Raw genomic sequence first — 15,993 nt, forward strand, 5'->3', positions numbered from 1 at the left:
GGAGGCGAAGGGATTACTGGCTGGTAACTGTAAGGCGCCCAGCCGAAGTTGGGCTAGAGGACGGTGTGCGTCTTCATGGCGGTGTGCGGGCGCGGGAGGAGTTCGAGGACCTGCTCCGGTACTTCCGTGGCCTCCGGAGCGGGCACGAATGAACCCACCACAACCCCGAAAACAGAGCCCATACAGCCGAGAGATCTTCGTTTCCGGTGAATCTTTCGCGACGGAGTCGCCTAAAGCTCGGCAGGACCGCTCGAAGCCGTTCGCCTGACTGGGCGCTTCACCGAGCGCATATGACGCAAGCCGCGCAACCCGGTGAACTGAAGGGCATTCTCGGTGAATCGCGGATACGAGATGCCCGATCCGACGGAGGAGCGGCGAATGGCATCCCACTCGGAAAATCCGGTGGCCGCAAGACCCTGTTCGGCGAGACGATCCACGATGTCCCGAACTGCCTTCAGAGGGAGCCGTGATGGGCGCCGACGAACCCGAAGTCCGTACGACAGCAGGTGTCTTGCGAGGGGAAGGGCAGGCGGGTCTGGCGGTGTTCCGCGGGATTCCGTTCGCCGAGGCTCCGGTGGGCGCGCTGCGGTTCGGTGCGCCACGGCCCGTACGGGGCTGGGACGGCGTGCGGAAGGCGGTGGCGTACGGGCCGCCGCCTCCCCAGTCGGCGGCGTTCGGCATGGACGCGCTGTCGTCCGGGGACGCGGTGGGTGCCGGCGACTGGCTGACCCTCAATGTCTGGACGCCGGAGCCCGGTCCTGGCGCGGGGCTCCCAGTGATGGTGTGGCTGTACGGGGGCGCGTACACGATCGGGATGTCCGGGCTGCCCGAGTACGACGGCGGCCGGCTGGCGCGGGAGGGCGGCGTCGTCGTGGTGACGCTCAACTACCGCGTGGGTATTGAGGGATTCGCCGCCATCGAGGGCGCGCCGGCCAACCGTGGGCTGCTCGACCAGGTCGCCGCGCTGGAGTGGGTGCGCGAGAACATCCGGGCCTTCGGCGGCGACCCGGACCGGGTCACGGTCTTCGGAGAGTCGGCGGGGGCGGGATCGGTGGCCGCGCTGCTCGCGATGCCACGCGCTCGCGGGCTCTTCGGGCGGGCCGTCGCGCAGAGCGTGCCCGGTACGTTCTTCTCGGCCGAACTCGCCGCCGACATCGCCGGGGCCTTCGCCGCCGAGCTGGGGTTGCGGCCGACGGTGGACGACCTGAGCACGGTCGATCCGCGGCGGTTGCCCGCGGCGGCGGACGCGGTCGGGGCGAAGACGGAGCAGTTCGCGGAGCGGTGGGGGGTGCTCGGGCATACGTCGATTCCGATAGCGCCCGTTGTGGACGGCGAAGTGTTGCCGGTTGCTCCGTGGGAGGCGTTGGCCTCCGGCGCGGGTCGGGACGTCGAGCTCGTGGTCGGGCACACGCGTGACGAGTACCGGTTGTTCCTGGCGCTCGGCGGGATGCTGGGCGAGGTGACGGAGGATCAGGCGGCTGAGGCGCTGAGGGTGTTCGCGCCCGCCGCGGGTGACACCGCCGCGTACCGTGACGCGTTCCCGGGCGCCGGCCCGGAGGAGCTGTACGAACTCGTCCACTCCGACTGGCTGTTCCGCATGCCGTCCCTGCACCTGGCCGAGGCCCAGGTCGCCGGCGGCGGACGTGCCCACCTCTATGAGCTGACCTGGGGCGCACCGGGCATGGGCGGAGGGCTCGGGGCCTGCCATGGGCTCGATGTGCCGCTGGTGTTCGGCAACCTCAGCGGCGGGCTGCCCGCGATGTTGTTGGGGGAGGGGCCGCATGAGGAGGCGGAGGAGTTGTCCGCGGCCTTCCGCACCGCATGGACGGGCTTCGCCTCCGGGCACGGCCCGGGCTGGCCCGCGTACGACCTAGAACGACGGCTCGTCCGGCTCTTCGACACGAGTCCGGCTGTGGCCGCGTATCCGGAGGAAGCGTCGCGGGGATTGTGGCGGGAGCATGTGTTCGGGACGCTGCCGCTGAGTGGCTAGTCAGGGTCAGAGCAACCCGTGCGCGCGGCACCACTCCTCGATGCTCCGGCTGTCGCCTGTGCCTGTGCCTGTGCCTGTACGTGTACCCGTACCTGTACCCGCACTTTCGACGGTCTCTCGTCAGTGCGCATCGGCAGTGATCGCCTCCGGCACCGAAGAGTGGATCGGAAAGACCTGGATGAGCCCGGTGATCCGGAAAATCCTGAGGAGCCGGTCACTGTCGATGACGAGCCCGAGTGAGCCCTCACGCACGCGCAGCCGCTTGAGGCTGCCCACCAGAGCGCCTAAGCCGGTCGAGTCCAGAAACTCCACGTTCCGCATGTCCGTGATGATGTGGACGGCGTCCTTGTCGAGGAGATCGATCACCCCTTCGCGCAGCATCGGGGTTGTGTACACGTCGATCTCGCCGGCGACCTGAAGGATGGCGCAGTCGCTGCCGGCGGTGATGGAGGTCAGATGAAAATCCCGCACTTCGGTCTCCCATGCTGTCATCGTGTGGAGTGACGGCGAGTTATACAGGGATACAGTATGGCGATTGATGCGGCTTGTCAACGTTGATGTTGCGCTGTCATCATGCACAATGACGCAGAGGGCTGTGCGGGATGACGCGAGGAGAGCAGGGATGCGGGTCGAAGAGGCCATCGGAAAGCAGATCGCGCGATTCCGGGAGGCACGGCACCTGTCGCTCACGGAACTGGGTGAGGCCATGGGGCAGTACCTGGACAGGCCCTGGAGCAGGCAGGCCGTCCACCAGGCAGAGCGGGGGCGCCGTGCCTTCACGGCGGCCGAGTTGACCGCCATCGCCCTGGCTCTGGACACCTCGGTCCCCGCCCTGTTCCTCACGGACGCCGAGCAGATCGAACTGCCGGGCGGGACCATCTCACCCGAGGAGTACCGGGGGATCCTCCTGTACGCGGGAAAGGACGCGCCCCTGGACGGAGTCGACGAGCTGATCGTGGCCCTTCACGACATCGGAGAGGTCCTGTCGAGGCCTGCGCTGGCCCGACTTGCCAGGATCGGAGCGGTGGCCGAGCAGGTGGCCGGTGTGGCAGCGGAGAGCGAGGTGGCAGCGTCCACACACCGTGAGCCGGCGCGGTCGGAGCGTTGAGCACGTCTCGGAGCACTGCTCACGACCGCACGGCGTCGATGGCGTCCTGGACGACGCGGCTCAAGTCCTCTTCGGTCGGGACCAGTTCGCGGTCCGCCGGGGAGAGCGTCGAGTAGTTCGTCACGGCCAGCGGGTTGTTGCTGGCGTCGAGGGCGAGCTGCACCGCGGCTTTGTTGTGCCGGGTTCCGATGAGGAAGCCGATGGTCGCGTCGTCGCGCTGCTCGTCGCGGACCATCTTGTCGACCACGCTCACGTAGAAGTTGAGCTTGCCGACGTGTTCGGGGCGTACGTCCTTCGTCTTGAGCTCGAACACGAAGTAGCGGTGCAGTTTGAGGTGGTAGAAGAGCAGGTCGATGCGGTACTCCTCACCGCCGATGAGCACCGGGTACTGGCGGCCCACGAAGGCGAAGCCGACGCCGAGTTCGGTGAGGAAGCGGACCATGTTGGCGGTGATCGCCTCTTCGAGCTCGTGCTCGGAGTGGTGCTTGTCGAGACCGAGGAAGTCGAGGCGGTACGGGTCCCTTGCCAGGTCCTTGAGGGCTGCGGAGCCCTCCGGGAGGGTCACCTCGAAGTTGGTGGCCGCGGAGCCCTGGGTGAGATGCAGGTTCTGGTGGATGAAGCGGCTGAGGAGGTCTCGGGACCAGCCGTTGCGGACGGCTTCTGTGGCGTAGAAGTCCAGGTCGGGCCGGGTGTCGAGCTTGTCCAGCATGAGCATGATGTGGCCCCACGGCAATTGTGCAGCAGGCTGCTGCACAATTGGCTCCGGCCAGGTACGAGCCATCTTGTGCATGTACATCAGGTTCCGGCGGGAGAAGCCGCGCTGGTTCGGAAACGCCGTCTTCAGGTCCGCGGCGAGGCGGCCCACGACCTTCGTGCCCCAGCCCTCTTGCTCCTGACGGGTCAGGATGAGCTTGCCGATCTGCCAGTACATCTGGACCAGTTCGGTGTTCACGGCCCGCTGGGCGCGGAGGCGTGCGCCCGCGACGGTTTCCTTGACCTCGCCCAGCAGGTCGCCGTACCAGGAGGGCAGGGCGCTCTGCTGGGTGGGGAGAGTGGGCTTGGCCTCGGTGTTCTTGTGCATGGGGCGAGGCTTGCGCACGGTGATCTTTACGCGGGGGCGAACTGTGTCACGTCATCCGAACGTGTGGGGTTGGGGCGAGTGTTCGTATGAGGGCGGACAGGGCGGTGGGGGTGGTGGTGAGGCTGCATCCAGCGTCCCCCCGCCCTTGGAGGCGTCAGCCATGGAACTCCCGCTCACCTACACCCTGTTCACCCCTGCCGCCGTGACCTCCCCCAAGGTCTGCCGGGACTTCGTGCGCTCCATGCTGGAGACGCTGGGGCTCGGCGAGCTTGCCGATACCGCCGCCCTGTGCACCTCTGAGCTGGTGACGAACGTGCACCGGTACGCGGAGGGTGACGTGCGCCTCAGAGCCGCCATCGAGTCGACCCATGTCCGGGTTCGCCGTCTACGACGGGAGCACGCGGCTGCCCTCGCCTCGCCGGGTCACGGTCGGAGACGACGGCGGGCGCGGTCTGTTCCTCGTCACCGCGCTGTCGGACGTGTGCGGGGTGACGCCGACCGAGGGTGGAAAAGGAGTGTGGTTTCAGCTCAATCGGTGAGGGGGGCGGGGACGGAGGCTCAGCTTCACGGAGTCGGGGAGTCTGTCGGCGTTGAGGATGCGGTCCGCCCTGTACACGTCGACGACCTTGAGCTGGGGAAGGGCGGCCAGGGGAGAGAGGTCGAGAGTGGTGCCCGGCTGATCCACGGACACATTTTCCAGTGAAGGGAATGCTGTTGCGGCCTGCCGGAGGTCTACCTCTTCTCGGTCGGCCATGATGAACGCCCTGCTGATCTGCTCCAGCTGTACGCCGGAAGTAGCCAGACTCACGAGTTCACTCTGCGACAGGCTGAGAATGGACAGCTCCTCAAGGCCTGCAATGACGCTCCACTCGGCCGGGGTGGGCGACGTATCCAGCCGAAGTCCCAGCTGCCGCAGCTGTGGGAAGTCCGCCAGGCCCGCGAGGCCGCTCGCGTCCTTGGGAAGGAAGAGCGTCGTCAACGGCGCCTCGTGCGGCAGCGCTTCTGTCCCGGGCCACGCCGGGATTCCGGTACTCAGGCTGAGCACTTCGAGTCGGGTGAGGGTCCGCAGACTGTTGAGGTCCGTGAGGCCGGGCAAATCATGAAGAACCAGATTTCGTATCGGCAGGTGCTGGAGTGGCGAGAGGTCCCAGATCTGGGTGCAGCCCACCAGATTGAGGTGGCCCAGGCGAGGGAAGCGGCGGAGGAATTCCACGCTCTCGATCACCGTGTTGTCTTGGAGGGAAACTCTCCGGAGCTGGTCTTCCCGGAAAGCTTCTGCGATCTGATCGCTGGTGAAGTCCCCGAGGAGTCGCACTTCACCGTGCCCGCCCAGTCGCCGCAGCTCGGCCAGTTGTTCCGGAGACGTCACGGTAATGAGAACCCCGGACCTCCCGGTCAGGTTGCAGATGATCTCCTGCCCGTAGGTCTCGGTGTCGAACGCGGACCAGTGGGAACCGAGATTGCCCTGGACTGCCGTGTCTTCGTGGCCCAGGTACCGCGCCAGCAGGGGAAGTGCCGCATCACCTCCGATAAGGCCCGCCGTGTGGACGACGGCTGCCGCCACCAACTCGGTCAGTCCCTCCGGCCCCGGCAGCAGCTCCAGGACAATGGGGCCCAGCGCGGCAAGCTCCTGAGCCTCGTCGAAGTTGTGCGGTGGAATCAGTGCGCCCGCCCGCCGCTCCACCTCCTCCCGTATCCCTGGATCCAGCTTCGCCGCATGCTCCAGACAGGCCATCGCCAGCAGAAGCAGCCGTACGCGGTCGTGGCGTGTCGCCGCCGTATCCCCACGTCTCACCAGCCCCCGCAACAGCCTCGCCCGCTCATCCGGGCGAGCATGGGCGACCGCCATGCGCAGCACGTCCTCCCACTGGTCGAGGTGGGCGTGCTGGACGAGGTAGTCGAAGTCGCGCTCCTCCACTGCCGCCCGCGCTCCCAGATAGTCCTGGAACGTGCGGTGGACGAAGTCCACAGCCCCCTTGGCCGGTTCGCGCAGTAGACCAGACCGTACGAGCAAGTACCGCAGGATTTCCTCGGCCGAGCCCTGCTCGGCGACATAGGGCATGGACGGCAGCAGCCGCTCCAGCTGGCTCACCGCATCCGCGCGGTCCATTTCCGCGCGGCCGTTGCGGATGAGCCAGTACGCGAGCTTCTGCAGGAGCTCGATCTGGGACTCCTCGTCCAGCTCGCCGGCCACGCCACGCATGTCGCGCTCGCGGTCGCGGCGCTCCAGAAGCATGGAGAGGGCCGCGTCGTACAGGGCCTTTCGGCCGCGGGGGAGGAAGCCCCGGCGTTCGCGGTGAAGGGCACAGATGAGTGCGCACATCAAGGGGTTGGTGGCCAGTCGCCCCAGGTCCTGTTTGGCGCGGACGGCGTTCAGCAGCGTCTCGCCGAGCGCGGGGTCGGCTTCGGCCGCCTCGTGCCAGCGGCGGATGAAGACCGCGATGTTCTCGCGGCTCATACGGGAGAGAGTGAGCTCGGCGAAGTCCTCGCTCCCCAGCCAGTCGTCCCGTACGGCGGAGGGGCGGGAGGTGACCAGCCAGAGGTTGCCGGGGAAGGCGGAGAGGAGGTCCGACAGCCAGCGACGCGTGCGTTCGCGTTCCTGCTCGGGGACCTCGTCGATGCCATCGATCAGGAGCAGTCCTCGCTCGGCTGACAGCACACGGTCCGTCCAGCCGGAGGGCTGGGATCCGTTGAGAGGGCAACCCACGGCGGTCAGGAAGTTCGCTGGGGTGGGTAGGGCGGCGCCTCCGCGGGTGAGGGTGCGGAGGGGGAGGACGAAGGGCACGCGCCCAATGAGGTGGGCCAGTTCGCCGGTGAGCCGGTCCTGGCGGGCGGTGGCCACCGCGAGTGACTGCACCAGTGTGGTCTTGCCCGATCCGGCGCTGCCGCGCAGCAGGACCCGTTGGTTCCCCGCCAGCGCCTTCTCGACAGGTTGCGGCAGCGCGGGGAGCCAGCCTTCGGCCGACGCTGCCTCGGCCCGGCCCTGTCCGGTCTGTCCGGTGAAGGCGGGGTCGGCAACCGGCTGGTGGTCAGTGCTCCGGTATGCCTCCAGGCTCAGGTAGGCCGTGTCCAGGGGCCAGTCCCGGGACTCGTTGAGGTCGACGCCGTAGATGGTGAGAAGGCTGTGCTTCTTGGCGATGTGGGCCGCGTAGCGCTCCTCGAAACCTGCGTCCTCGGCGGACTGGGAGGACAGACGCTGGATGAGGATGTCAGTACGGGTGATCAGTTCGCTCAGCTGTCGGCTCTGCTCGACGAGGCTGCGGGCCGCGAAGGTCGAGCGTTGAGTCAAGAAGTGCAGTATGTGCAGGCAGGCACTCTCCAGGAGGTGGGAGTACAGAGACACTGAGTCCTGGCTGAGGAACCGTACGAGCTGCGGGCCGCCGGCCTGCTCGTACAACTTGGCGGCCAGCTGCCTGTGGCCCAGCCGCACGGCCTCGACATCGTTGAGCTCCAGATTTCCCAGCGCGTGCAGCGTCAGCTCCAAGGTGTCGGTGACGGCCTCCAGCTCGGCCTCCTCCAAAGGCTGCTCGCGCGTCTCCCCAGCCGCGCGCCGCACCAGCTCCTCCACGAGCTTGCGGAAGTCCTTCTCGCCGAGTGAGCGTTTCTCACCCTTGAACGACACCAGCGCGGATATCCGAACCGGCCGCGCCACCAGCCCCGCCCCGGGCCCCTCCCGTACGAACAGCTTCCGCACCAGGGGCGCGACGACGCTCGACGCGACACGGACCCCGACCATCCCCGGATCGACCATGGATCGAGCGTAGGTCAACAGCAGTCAGGACGCGGTCTGTTGGGCCAGGCCGTGATCCTCACGCCCTCCGGCACATTCCGCACCCGCGGCAGGCGCGGATTGACGCGGAGCACCCGCAGGTCGGGGAAGCCGGACAGCCAGGTCATGTCCGGGTCGGACGGTTCGGCGTTGAGCCAGCGGTGGGTGAGTTGGTCGTGGTCCAGGCCGTCCATGAGGTCGGCCGCGGGTATGACGCCGACCACCTGCGGGCGGGGGTGCCCGCCGAGGTCCGCTCGGCGGGCACCTGGAGTCCACCGCTCCGCCCATCCCGCTCCCGGATCGCCTCCAGGCTGAGATACGCCGCATCCAGCGACCACTCGCTCGTGCCGGCGTCGAGCCCGTAGATGATCAGCGTTCCGTACCGCCCGGCGATGTGATCCGCGTACCGCGCCTCGAACCCCGCGTCCTCGACCTGTAGCCCGCGCCACATTCCAGGACCCCTCGATCCCGCCGTCCGGTGACATGACGCACAGGTGATTTGTCCGGTACTAGGGCGAGTAGTGGTGACATCGAACGGGGCAAAACAGACCTTTGGCTCAAGGTCTGGGGGGAGGTGTGGACGTCATTGGGTGCGGGCCCGGAGGGGTGGGATCGGAGCCGAAGTGGATGGCGTGAAGTGGGCGTAAACCTGACTTCCAGGCTAAATGCAGGAGGTTCTGTTTCGATGTGGTTCTGATGTCAAGAATTCAGAAGTTTTGCTGTCAAGTACTGCTTTAGGTAGTAGAAGGCGGTTTTGGGGGATGGCGGGGGCGTGGGTTACCAAGGGACGACCGCCCGGCGCATGGCCAACGCGCCGGGTGCCTTGATGTCCGTCCCCGGAGGTAGTTCATGTCGCAGCGCACCATGTCCCGTAATCCCGGTACGTCCCTGCTCCGAGCCCGGGCGGCCGTCGTGGCCGTCGGTCTGGGGGTCTCGGGCGTCCTGGGGGTCGGGGTCGCGGTCGCCGCTGACAGCAGCGTCAGTGCGGTGAGCGCCAAGACGGCGAGCGCCAAGACGGTGAAGGCCAAGACGGTGAGCACCAAGCCGGTCGCCGCCAAGAAGGCCCCCTCCTGGGTCGACCCCGTCCAGAAGTACAAGCTCTCCGCCAGTTTCGCCCAGGCCGGCAACATGTGGTCGTCCACCCACTCCGGTCAGGACTTCGCCGTCGCCTCCGGCACCAAGGTCTTCGCCGCAGGCGGCGGGACCGTCGTGAAGGCCGGCGGCAACGGCGCCGGTGACGGACCGGCGTACGGCAACGCCATCGTCATCAAGCACGGCAACGGCACGTACTCGCAGTACGCGCACCTGTCCCGCGTGAACGTGAAGGTGGGCCAGGTCGTGAAGGCCGGACAGCGCATAGCGCTGTCCGGCAGCACGGGCAACTCCAGCGGGCCGCACCTGCACTTCGAGATCCGTACGAGTGCGAGCTACGGTCACGCGATCGACCCCGTCGCCTTCCTGCGCTCGAAGGGTGTGACCGTCTAAGGCGCAGGCTCAGGGCTCAGGACTCAGGGCTCAAGAGCCAGGCCCAAGGGCAAGGCTCAGGGCTCGCGCGTGCCGCCGTGTGCCTGCGTCACCAAGTCGATCGCGACCTCCAGGACCGCCTTCCGCTTGTCCTCGGGGTCGCCTTCGATGTCCTTGAGGGCGAACATCCCCGCGTGCATCGTGAACAGGGCGCTCACGCAGCGCACTTGGTCCGTCAGCGGGGCGTCCGGCTCCTTGATGATGTCCATCATGGCGAGCATGCGGTCCTTGAACGTCTCGCCGACGCTCAGCTCGCGGACCGTCGCCTGGTTCTCCTGCATGAAGCGGAAGAGGGGGGCCGCCTCGGTGAGGGCCTCGCTGTAGCGGCGCAGGAGTTCCTGCTTGGTGGCGAGGGTCTGTGGCTCCCCCTTGGCCCACTCGATCATGTCGTCCATCGGCCTCGTCAGGTCCTGGAAGAGGCTGATGAGGATGTCTTCCTTCGTCTTGAAGTGGTAGTAGAGCGCCGCCTTCGTGACGTCCAGCCGTTCGGCGATCTCCCGCAGGGACGTCTTCTCGTAGCCCTGCTCGGCGAAGAGTTCGACGGCCACGTCCTGGATGCGCTGACGGGTGTCGCCACGCCGCCGCTGCCTGCTGCCGCCCATCGTGGCCGCTCCTCGTCCTTGGTCATTGGTCCTTGTCGTACGTACGCCGAGCGCGCGCTCCGTGTACGTACTCGCCGTGTCGTACGTAAAAGAAAACTTACTTGACGCCCGGCTAGTTACGGGTCTACCTTCCCCGAGTGTAGTCAACTTGCCGGGCGGCAAGTAAGTATCGGGCGGCAGCCAGGGGAGTGGGGACAGTGGCGGACAGCAGCGCGGCCGGGGTGGCCGAGGCAGCCGAGGCGGAGGAAACAGCGGAGGGCGGAGGCAAGCAGCCCAGGAGCGTGCGCGTCGTCCTCCTCGCGCTGATGATCGCCATGCTGCTCGCGATGCTCGACAACATGATCATAGGCACCGCGATGCCGACCATCGTGGGTGAGCTGGGCGGGCTCGAGCACCTGTCCTGGGTCGTCACCGCGTACACGCTCGCGACCGCCGCCTCGACGCCGATCTGGGGCAAGCTCGGCGACATGTACGGGCGCAAGGGCGTCTTCATGACCTCGATCGTCCTCTTCCTGATCGGGTCGGCGCTGAGCGGAATGGCCCAGGACATGGTGCAGCTCATCGGGTTCCGTGCCGTGCAGGGGCTCGGCGCCGGCGGGCTGATGGTCGGCGTCATGGCGATCATCGGGGACCTGATTCCGCCCCGGGAGCGCGGCAAGTACCAGGGCATGATGGCCGGCGTGATGGCGCTCGCCATGATCGGCGGACCGCTGGTCGGCGGCACCATCACCGACAACTGGGGCTGGCGCTGGTCCTTCTACATCAACCTGCCGCTCGGTGTCGTGGCGCTGGTCGCCATCAGTGCCGTACTGCATCTGCCCAAGAAGCGGGCGCAGGCGCGGATCGACTACCTCGGCGCCGCGCTGCTCACCGTGGGCATCACCTCGATCGTGCTCGTCACCACCTGGGGTGGGACCGAGTACGCCTGGGGCTCCGTCATGATCATGGAGCTGATCGGGATCGGGGTCGCCTCGCTCGTCGGCTTCGTCTTCGTGCAGACCAAGGCCGCCGCGCCGGTCATGCCGCTGCACATCTTCCGGAGCCGTAACTTCACGCTGATGTCGATCGTCGGCTTCGTCGCCGGGTTCGTGATGTTCGGTGCGGTGCTGTTCCTACCGCTCTACCAGCAGTCGGTGCAGGGGGCGTCCGCGACCAACTCCGGGCTGCTGCTTCTGCCGATGCTCGGCGCGATGCTGGTCACCTCGATGGTCGCGGGGCGGGTGACCACCAGCACCGGGCACTACAAGGCGTTCCCGATCGTGGGCAGCGTGCTGATGGCGGTCGGGCTGTATCTGCTGTCGCTCATGGACACGGATACGACGCGGCTGACCTCCGGTGTGTACATGGCCGTCGTCGGTGCGGGCATGGGCTGTCTGATGCAGATCACCATGCTCGTCTCGCAGAACAGTGTCGAGATGAAGGACATGGGCGTCGCGTCGTCCTCCACCACGCTGTTCCGTACGCTCGGAGCGTCCTTCGGCGTCGCGATCATGGGCGCGCTGTTCAACAGCCGGGTTCAGGACGTGATGACCGAGCGGGCCGGGGCGCTCGGGTCCAAGGCCACCGAGCAGTCCGCGCAGCTCGACGCTGAGAGTATGGCGAAGTTGCCGGAGGCCGCGCAGGAGGCGTATCAGCATGCGGTTTCGGCAGGTACGCATTCGGCGTTCCTGTTGGGGGCGCTCGTGGCCGTCGTCGCGCTGGTGGCCGCGGTGTTCGTGAAGCACGTACCGCTGAAGGGCGCGGGGCCGCAGAAGCCGGCCGAGCCGTCCGAGTCGCCGCAGGACGCGACCGGGGCGACCGGGACGATGGGGGCGCCCCGGGACGCCGCGGATGTGAAGCAGACGGTTGCGGAGACTGCGGTCTGAGTCGTTTTCTACTACGCCGTTGTACTACTACTCCTCGGTCGAAGGGCCCGCAGTAGGCCCTCGGCAGGCCCCAGCAGCCCCTCGGCGAGCAGCGCCTTCAGGCCGGCCAGCGACGGCTCCAGCGGTGCGGCGCTGACACCGGCCTCCTGGGAGGCGTTCATGATGTTGGCCAGCCCGACGAGCTGGACATCGAGCCCCTGGGTGAGCTGAGGCTCCGCGCCCGTGTCGCGGTCGGCGTCGACGTCCGCGGCGAGGGCGGGCAGCAGCTGCGCCATGTTCGTCGGCCAGGGGACGAGCAATTCGGTGAAGCCGGCCGCAGTGCCCTCCCTGTGCGAGGTCGCCATGGCGACCGAGTGGTGGAACCCGTCGAACATCATGTTCATGCCGTGAGCCAAACCATGACGCCGGCCGTGAAGCCAAGACCTGCACCCACGCTCTGGGTCGTGTGCCCTACACCGGCAGCATCGGATAGCTCCCCGTGCTGGTCGGCGCGTGCTCCGGCAGCCACAGCACCGCCACCGCACCCTCCGCCGGCACGCCTTCCGGTGCCCCCGGGGGCCGTACGTTGCGGAAGGTGAGCCGGGCGCCGAGCACCCGCGCCTGACCCGCCGCGATGGTCAGGCCCAGACCGTGCCCCTGGCCCGCCCGATCCGTGCTGCCCGTGCGGAAGCGGCTCGGTCCGTCGGCGAGCAGTCCCTCGGGGAAGCCGGGCCCGTGGTCGCGTACGCGGATGACCCGGCCCTCGACCGTGACCTGGATGGGCGGCTTGCCGTGCTTGGCGGCGTTGATCAGGAGGTTGATGAGTACCCGCTCCAGACGGCGGGGGTCGGTGGTGACCTCCGACTCATGCACCACCCGCACCTCGATATCGGCGTCCCGAGCGGTCACCCGCCGGGCCACGAACTCGCCCAGCATGATGTCCTGCAACTCGGCCCGCTCGGACGCACTGTCCAGCCGGGCCACCTCCAGGACGTCCTCGACGAGGGTGCGCATGGCCTGCGCCCGGTCCCGTACGAGCTCCGTCGGCCGGCCCGGTGGCAGCAGTTCGGCCGCCGTGAGCAGACCGGTCACCGGAGTGCGCAGCTCGTGCGCGATGTCGGCGGTCACCCGTCGCTCGGCCTCGAGCCGCTGGCTCAGCGCTTCCGCCATCGCGTCCACGGCCCGCGCCAGGTCGTCCGTCTCGTCGCGTACGACACCGCCGATGGAGTCCCGCACCCGTACATCCGTCTCGCCCTGCGCGACCCGCCGGGCCGCCGTGGCCGCCTTGCGCAGCCGCCGCGAGAGCTGGCCGCCGATCAGTACGCCGAGCGCGCAGCCGCCGAAGACGACCGCGATCGAACCGATGATCAGCGCCTGGTCGAGGTCCTTCATCACCGTGGCGCTGCGGTCGGTGAACCCGGTGTGCAGCGACAGGATCCGGCCGTCCTTGAGCGGCACGGCGGCCCAGATGTCGGCCACGCCGCCCGGGCGGTCCGTCACGTAGGTCGCCCGTCGGTCGAGTGTGACCTTCGCCAGCAGGTCCTTCGGTATGTCCGGATCGTCGATCTGGATGCCGGGGAAGTTGGCCCGCCCGGACGCCTCGTAGTTCCGCTGCGCGATCTGGACACGCTCGTCCGCGAGGTCGCGCGCGTTGTCGAGCATCGAGACCCGGGCGGCGTTGTGTACGACCAGGCTCAGCGCGACAGCAACCAGCGCCCCGACCGCCGCGATCGCGGCGCTGAGCTTCCACCTGATTCCGGTACGCGGCATCAGGCGCTCGAATCTCTCGCGCGCACCGGGCCCAGGCCCCGCGTGCACGTCGCGCCCCATTGCCTCGTGAACGCGTCCGCTTGCCTCGTACGCGCGTCTTGCCTCGTACGCGCGTCCGCCCGGCTTCCGACTGGTCCCCCGCATGGTCCGCTCAGGCCTTCAACTTGTAGCCGAAACCGCGGACCGTCTCGATCCGGTCCTGACCGATCTTCGTACGCAGCCGCTGCACATGGACATCGACGACCCGGGTGTCGCCGCCCCAGCCGTAGTCCCAGACCCGCTCCAGCAGCTTGTCGCGCGACAGGACCGTACCCGGCGCGGACGAGAACTCCAGGAGCAGCCGCATCTCGGTGGGCGTCAGCGCCACCGGCGCACCGCTTCTGCGCACCTCCATGCCCTCCGTGTCGATCTCCAGTTCGCCGTCCCCGAAGGACAGCACGCCACCGCCGTCGACGGACGACGAGTCCTCGGACCCGGCGGCGGACCGCAGGCCGCTCGCGTGCCCGAAGCGCCGAAGCACCGCGCGGATGCGCGCGACCAGTACGGCCCCGTCGAAGGGCTTCGTCACGTAGTCGTCGGCGCCCGCCTCCAGACCCAGGACGACGTCGATCGAGTCGGCACGGGCCGACAGCATGATCACCGGGACCGTCGAATCGTCGCGGATCCGGCGGCACAGCGAGACACCGTCCAGGCCCGGCACCATGACGTCGAGGAGCGCGATGTCGGGGCGGTTCGCGCGGAACGCCTCAAGGCCCGACAGACCGTCGGGCATCGCGGTGACCGCGAAGCCGTCGCGCTCCAGCGCGAGCTGGGTGGCCTCGCGGATGACGTCGTCGTCCTCGACGAACAGGACGTGGGTCTGCTCTGCCATCCACTGCTCTCAGTTCTCGTGCCGTCAGTTCTCGTGCTGTTGGTTCGTGCCGTCAGTTCTCGTGCTGTTGGTTCGTGCCGTCAGTTCTCGTGCTGTTGGTTCGTGCCGTCAGTTCTCGCGTCTCGCGCCATCAGTCCTTGTGCAGCCCTTGTGCGGTCCTTGTGCGGTCAGTTCTCGTGTTCCGAGTTCTCGTGTTCTGAGTCCTCTTGTTGCCAGTCCTCGTGCTGTCAGTCCTCGGTCGGGGACGGCGTATCGCCGTCCACCACCTTGCTGTAGTCGTTGTGCGTCCGGGCCCGCTCCGTGAAGCGGCTCTCGGACCAGCGGTAGGTGATCACTTCCTCGCCGGACGGATACGCCACCGAGTCGCCCTTGTCGTACACCTGCTGGGTGATCACCAGATCACCGCGGTCGATCTCCGCATAGACCGGAGGCTCCTCGGCCCGGAAGACATTCTCGTACGCGTCGCCGTCCTCGCGATACACGTACGAGCCGACGCCCACCGCGTCGCCGCAGGTCATCACGTTGATCACGATGTCGTCCGCGGAGCCGCCGGTCAGGTCGCCGTAGGACACGTCGACCGGGTACTCGTCACCGACGCAGGGCTCCAGGTCGCGCTTGACCGCCGCGCTGACGTCCGGGTCGGCCTTGACGAGCTTGACCGCGTTCACGCGGTCCGGCGACTCGGAGGCCGACGGCGGGGCGGAGGGCGCGGTGGCGCCCGAAGCCATCGATTCGGAGCGGGCCGGGCCCTCGTCCCGGGCGCCGGTGCCGCCCGTGCCACAGGCGGAGACCAAAAGGCCGAGGGCGGCGAGCACGGACACCGCCGTGATCACCGCCTTCAGGGCCCCGGGGGGCCGGGGGGCCCTTGTGCCTAGGCCGCGCAACGCTCCTGCTCCTCCCGCTCCAGCGCGCTTGCATCCAGGGCGCGGCTCTCCAACTCCTCGCGGAGCCGGGCGAGCGCCCGGTGCAGCGTGCTCTTGACCGTTCCGGCCGACATGCCGAGGGCGGCGGCCGTTTCCTCCGTGGACATCTGCTCCCAGTGTCGCAGCACGACGACACTGCGCTGCTTCGGAGCCAGCACCTTCATGATGTCCATCAGGAGCGCGCGGTCCGCGTGCTGCTCGGTGGCGTCGTCCACGCTCGCGTCCGGGAGCTGCTCGGTGGGAACCTCCTCCAGCTTGCGGGCCCGCCACCACTCCGTGCGCGTGTTGATCATCACGCGGCGCAGGTAGGCGTCGGCGAGACGCTTGTCCGCTATGCCCTCCCAGCGGCCGTACGTCCGCACAAGAGCGGTCTGGAGGAGGTCCTGGGCGTCGATCGGGTTCGGGACCAGGCGGCGTGCGCTCCGCAGCAGGGCGTCCTGCCGGGTGCGTACATACTCTTCGAACTCGAGCACCTCGCCGTGCGCCATTACAACCGCCTCCGTCCCCGTTT

15 protein-coding genes are annotated in these 15,993 nt (G+C 68.0%); 5 read left to right on the plus strand and 10 right to left on the minus strand.

Annotation, left to right across the window (positions count from 1 at the left end):
* Window positions 1–469 precede the first annotated feature (469 nt).
* Window positions 470–1,990 (plus strand): carboxylesterase/lipase family protein, encoded by a 1,521-nt coding sequence (locus ACTWQR_RS34500; protein WP_443231143.1) that lies wholly within the window; start codon window positions 470–472, stop codon window positions 1,988–1,990.
* Window positions 1,991–2,110: 120 nt separating this feature from the next.
* Here the strand turns inward: ACTWQR_RS34500 and ACTWQR_RS34505 are convergent, their stop codons facing one another.
* The gene (locus tag ACTWQR_RS34505) at window positions 2,111–2,482 is read right to left on the minus strand and encodes an STAS domain-containing protein (protein WP_443231144.1); all 372 of its coding nucleotides are present in this window, start codon (window positions 2,480–2,482) and stop codon (window positions 2,111–2,113) included.
* 130 nt (window positions 2,483–2,612) lie between these two features.
* Here ACTWQR_RS34505 and ACTWQR_RS34510 point away from each other — a divergent pair, with 130 nt between their 5' ends.
* Window positions 2,613–3,098 carry a helix-turn-helix domain-containing protein gene (locus ACTWQR_RS34510; RefSeq protein ID WP_443231145.1) on the plus strand — a complete coding sequence of 162 codons (486 nt, stop codon included), beginning with the start codon at window positions 2,613–2,615 and terminating at the stop codon, window positions 3,096–3,098.
* Between the two features lie 19 nt (window positions 3,099–3,117).
* Here ACTWQR_RS34510 and ACTWQR_RS34515 read toward each other — a convergent pair whose 3' ends face one another.
* A complete protein-coding gene (locus ACTWQR_RS34515; RefSeq protein WP_443231146.1) occupies window positions 3,118–4,179 on the minus strand; it encodes a PDDEXK nuclease domain-containing protein in 1,062 nt (353 codons plus the stop codon).
* A gap of 368 nt (window positions 4,180–4,547) precedes the next feature.
* On the opposite strand from ACTWQR_RS34515, the gene ACTWQR_RS34520 reads away from it, so the two are divergent.
* Window positions 4,548–4,718 (plus strand): ATP-binding protein, encoded by a 171-nt coding sequence (locus ACTWQR_RS34520; protein ID WP_443231147.1) that lies wholly within the window; start codon window positions 4,548–4,550, stop codon window positions 4,716–4,718.
* On the opposite strand, the gene ACTWQR_RS34525 is transcribed toward ACTWQR_RS34520, so the two are convergent.
* Window positions 4,703–7,930: an NACHT domain-containing protein gene (locus tag ACTWQR_RS34525; protein WP_443231148.1), complete on the minus strand. Its 3,228-nt coding sequence runs from the start codon at window positions 7,928–7,930 to the stop codon at window positions 4,703–4,705. The two genes, ACTWQR_RS34520 and ACTWQR_RS34525, sit on opposite strands and share 16 nt — an antisense overlap.
* Window positions 7,931–7,944: 14 nt before the next feature.
* Window positions 7,945–8,172 (minus strand): hypothetical protein, encoded by a 228-nt coding sequence (locus tag ACTWQR_RS34530; RefSeq protein WP_443231149.1) that lies wholly within the window; start codon window positions 8,170–8,172, stop codon window positions 7,945–7,947.
* A 625-nt stretch (window positions 8,173–8,797) separates the two neighbouring features.
* On the opposite strand from ACTWQR_RS34530, the gene ACTWQR_RS34535 reads away from it, so the two are divergent.
* Entirely contained in the window at window positions 8,798–9,433 is a 636-nt protein-coding gene (locus tag ACTWQR_RS34535) for a M23 family metallopeptidase (protein WP_443231150.1), read from the plus strand.
* Between the two features lie 56 nt (window positions 9,434–9,489).
* Here the strand turns inward: ACTWQR_RS34535 and ACTWQR_RS34540 are convergent, their stop codons facing one another.
* Window positions 9,490–10,074, minus strand: a complete 585-nt coding sequence (locus tag ACTWQR_RS34540; protein ID WP_443231151.1) for a TetR/AcrR family transcriptional regulator — start codon at window positions 10,072–10,074, stop codon at window positions 9,490–9,492.
* A 221-nt stretch (window positions 10,075–10,295) separates the two neighbouring features.
* Here ACTWQR_RS34540 and ACTWQR_RS34545 point away from each other — a divergent pair, with 221 nt between their 5' ends.
* Complete coding sequence (locus ACTWQR_RS34545; RefSeq protein WP_443231178.1) at window positions 10,296–11,939, plus strand: MDR family MFS transporter; 1,644 nt, start codon at window positions 10,296–10,298, stop codon at window positions 11,937–11,939.
* Between the two features lie 11 nt (window positions 11,940–11,950).
* Here the strand turns inward: ACTWQR_RS34545 and ACTWQR_RS34550 are convergent, their stop codons facing one another.
* The 5 genes from ACTWQR_RS34550 to ACTWQR_RS34570 form a co-directional block, all read right to left on the minus strand.
* Complete coding sequence (locus tag ACTWQR_RS34550) at window positions 11,951–12,322, minus strand: imine reductase family protein (protein WP_443231152.1); 372 nt, start codon at window positions 12,320–12,322, stop codon at window positions 11,951–11,953.
* 67 nt (window positions 12,323–12,389) lie between these two features.
* Window positions 12,390–13,832, minus strand: coding sequence for a two-component system sensor histidine kinase CseC (gene cseC / locus ACTWQR_RS34555; RefSeq protein WP_443231153.1), 1,443 nt, complete (start codon window positions 13,830–13,832; stop codon window positions 12,390–12,392).
* A 7-nt stretch (window positions 13,833–13,839) separates the two neighbouring features.
* Window positions 13,840–14,559 (minus strand): two-component system response regulator CseB, encoded by a 720-nt coding sequence (cseB, locus tag ACTWQR_RS34560; protein WP_443231154.1) that lies wholly within the window; start codon window positions 14,557–14,559, stop codon window positions 13,840–13,842.
* Window positions 14,560–14,786: 227 nt separating this feature from the next.
* Window positions 14,787–15,443 carry a hypothetical protein gene (locus tag ACTWQR_RS34565; protein ID WP_443231155.1) on the minus strand — a complete coding sequence of 219 codons (657 nt, stop codon included), beginning with the start codon at window positions 15,441–15,443 and terminating at the stop codon, window positions 14,787–14,789.
* A complete protein-coding gene (locus ACTWQR_RS34570; RefSeq protein ID WP_443231156.1) occupies window positions 15,431–15,970 on the minus strand; it encodes a SigE family RNA polymerase sigma factor in 540 nt (179 codons plus the stop codon). The genes ACTWQR_RS34565 and ACTWQR_RS34570 overlap by 13 nt, the downstream gene beginning before the upstream one ends.
* Window positions 15,971–15,993: the final 23 nt, after the last annotated feature.

It is taken from the genome of Streptomyces sp. 2A115, assembly GCF_052245575.1.
GTDB lineage: Bacteria > Actinomycetota > Actinomycetes > Streptomycetales > Streptomycetaceae > Streptomyces.

Excerpts from the sequence above, each read along its gene's own strand:
- cseC (WP_443231153.1), bottom strand. The coding sequence starts at position 13,832 with ATGCGGGGGACCAGTCGGAAGCCGGGCGGACGCGCGTACGAGGCAAGA.
- ACTWQR_RS34540 (WP_443231151.1), bottom strand. The coding sequence starts at position 10,074 with ATGGGCGGCAGCAGGCAGCGGCGGCGTGGCGACACCCGTCAGCGCATC.
- ACTWQR_RS34550 (WP_443231152.1), bottom strand. The coding sequence starts at position 12,322 with ATGAACATGATGTTCGACGGGTTCCACCACTCGGTCGCCATGGCGACC.
- cseB (WP_443231154.1), bottom strand. The coding sequence starts at position 14,559 with ATGGCAGAGCAGACCCACGTCCTGTTCGTCGAGGACGACGACGTCATC.
- ACTWQR_RS34570 (WP_443231156.1), bottom strand. The coding sequence starts at position 15,970 with ATGGCGCACGGCGAGGTGCTCGAGTTCGAAGAGTATGTACGCACCCGG.
- ACTWQR_RS34535 (WP_443231150.1), top strand. The coding sequence starts at position 8,798 with ATGTCGCAGCGCACCATGTCCCGTAATCCCGGTACGTCCCTGCTCCGA.
- ACTWQR_RS34525 (WP_443231148.1), bottom strand. The coding sequence starts at position 7,930 with ATGGTCGATCCGGGGATGGTCGGGGTCCGTGTCGCGTCGAGCGTCGTC.
- ACTWQR_RS34500 (WP_443231143.1), top strand. The coding sequence starts at position 470 with ATGGGCGCCGACGAACCCGAAGTCCGTACGACAGCAGGTGTCTTGCGA.
- ACTWQR_RS34505 (WP_443231144.1), bottom strand. The coding sequence starts at position 2,482 with ATGACAGCATGGGAGACCGAAGTGCGGGATTTTCATCTGACCTCCATC.
- ACTWQR_RS34510 (WP_443231145.1), top strand. The coding sequence starts at position 2,613 with ATGCGGGTCGAAGAGGCCATCGGAAAGCAGATCGCGCGATTCCGGGAG.
- ACTWQR_RS34520 (WP_443231147.1), top strand. The coding sequence starts at position 4,548 with ATGTCCGGGTTCGCCGTCTACGACGGGAGCACGCGGCTGCCCTCGCCT.
- ACTWQR_RS34515 (WP_443231146.1), bottom strand. The coding sequence starts at position 4,179 with ATGCACAAGAACACCGAGGCCAAGCCCACTCTCCCCACCCAGCAGAGC.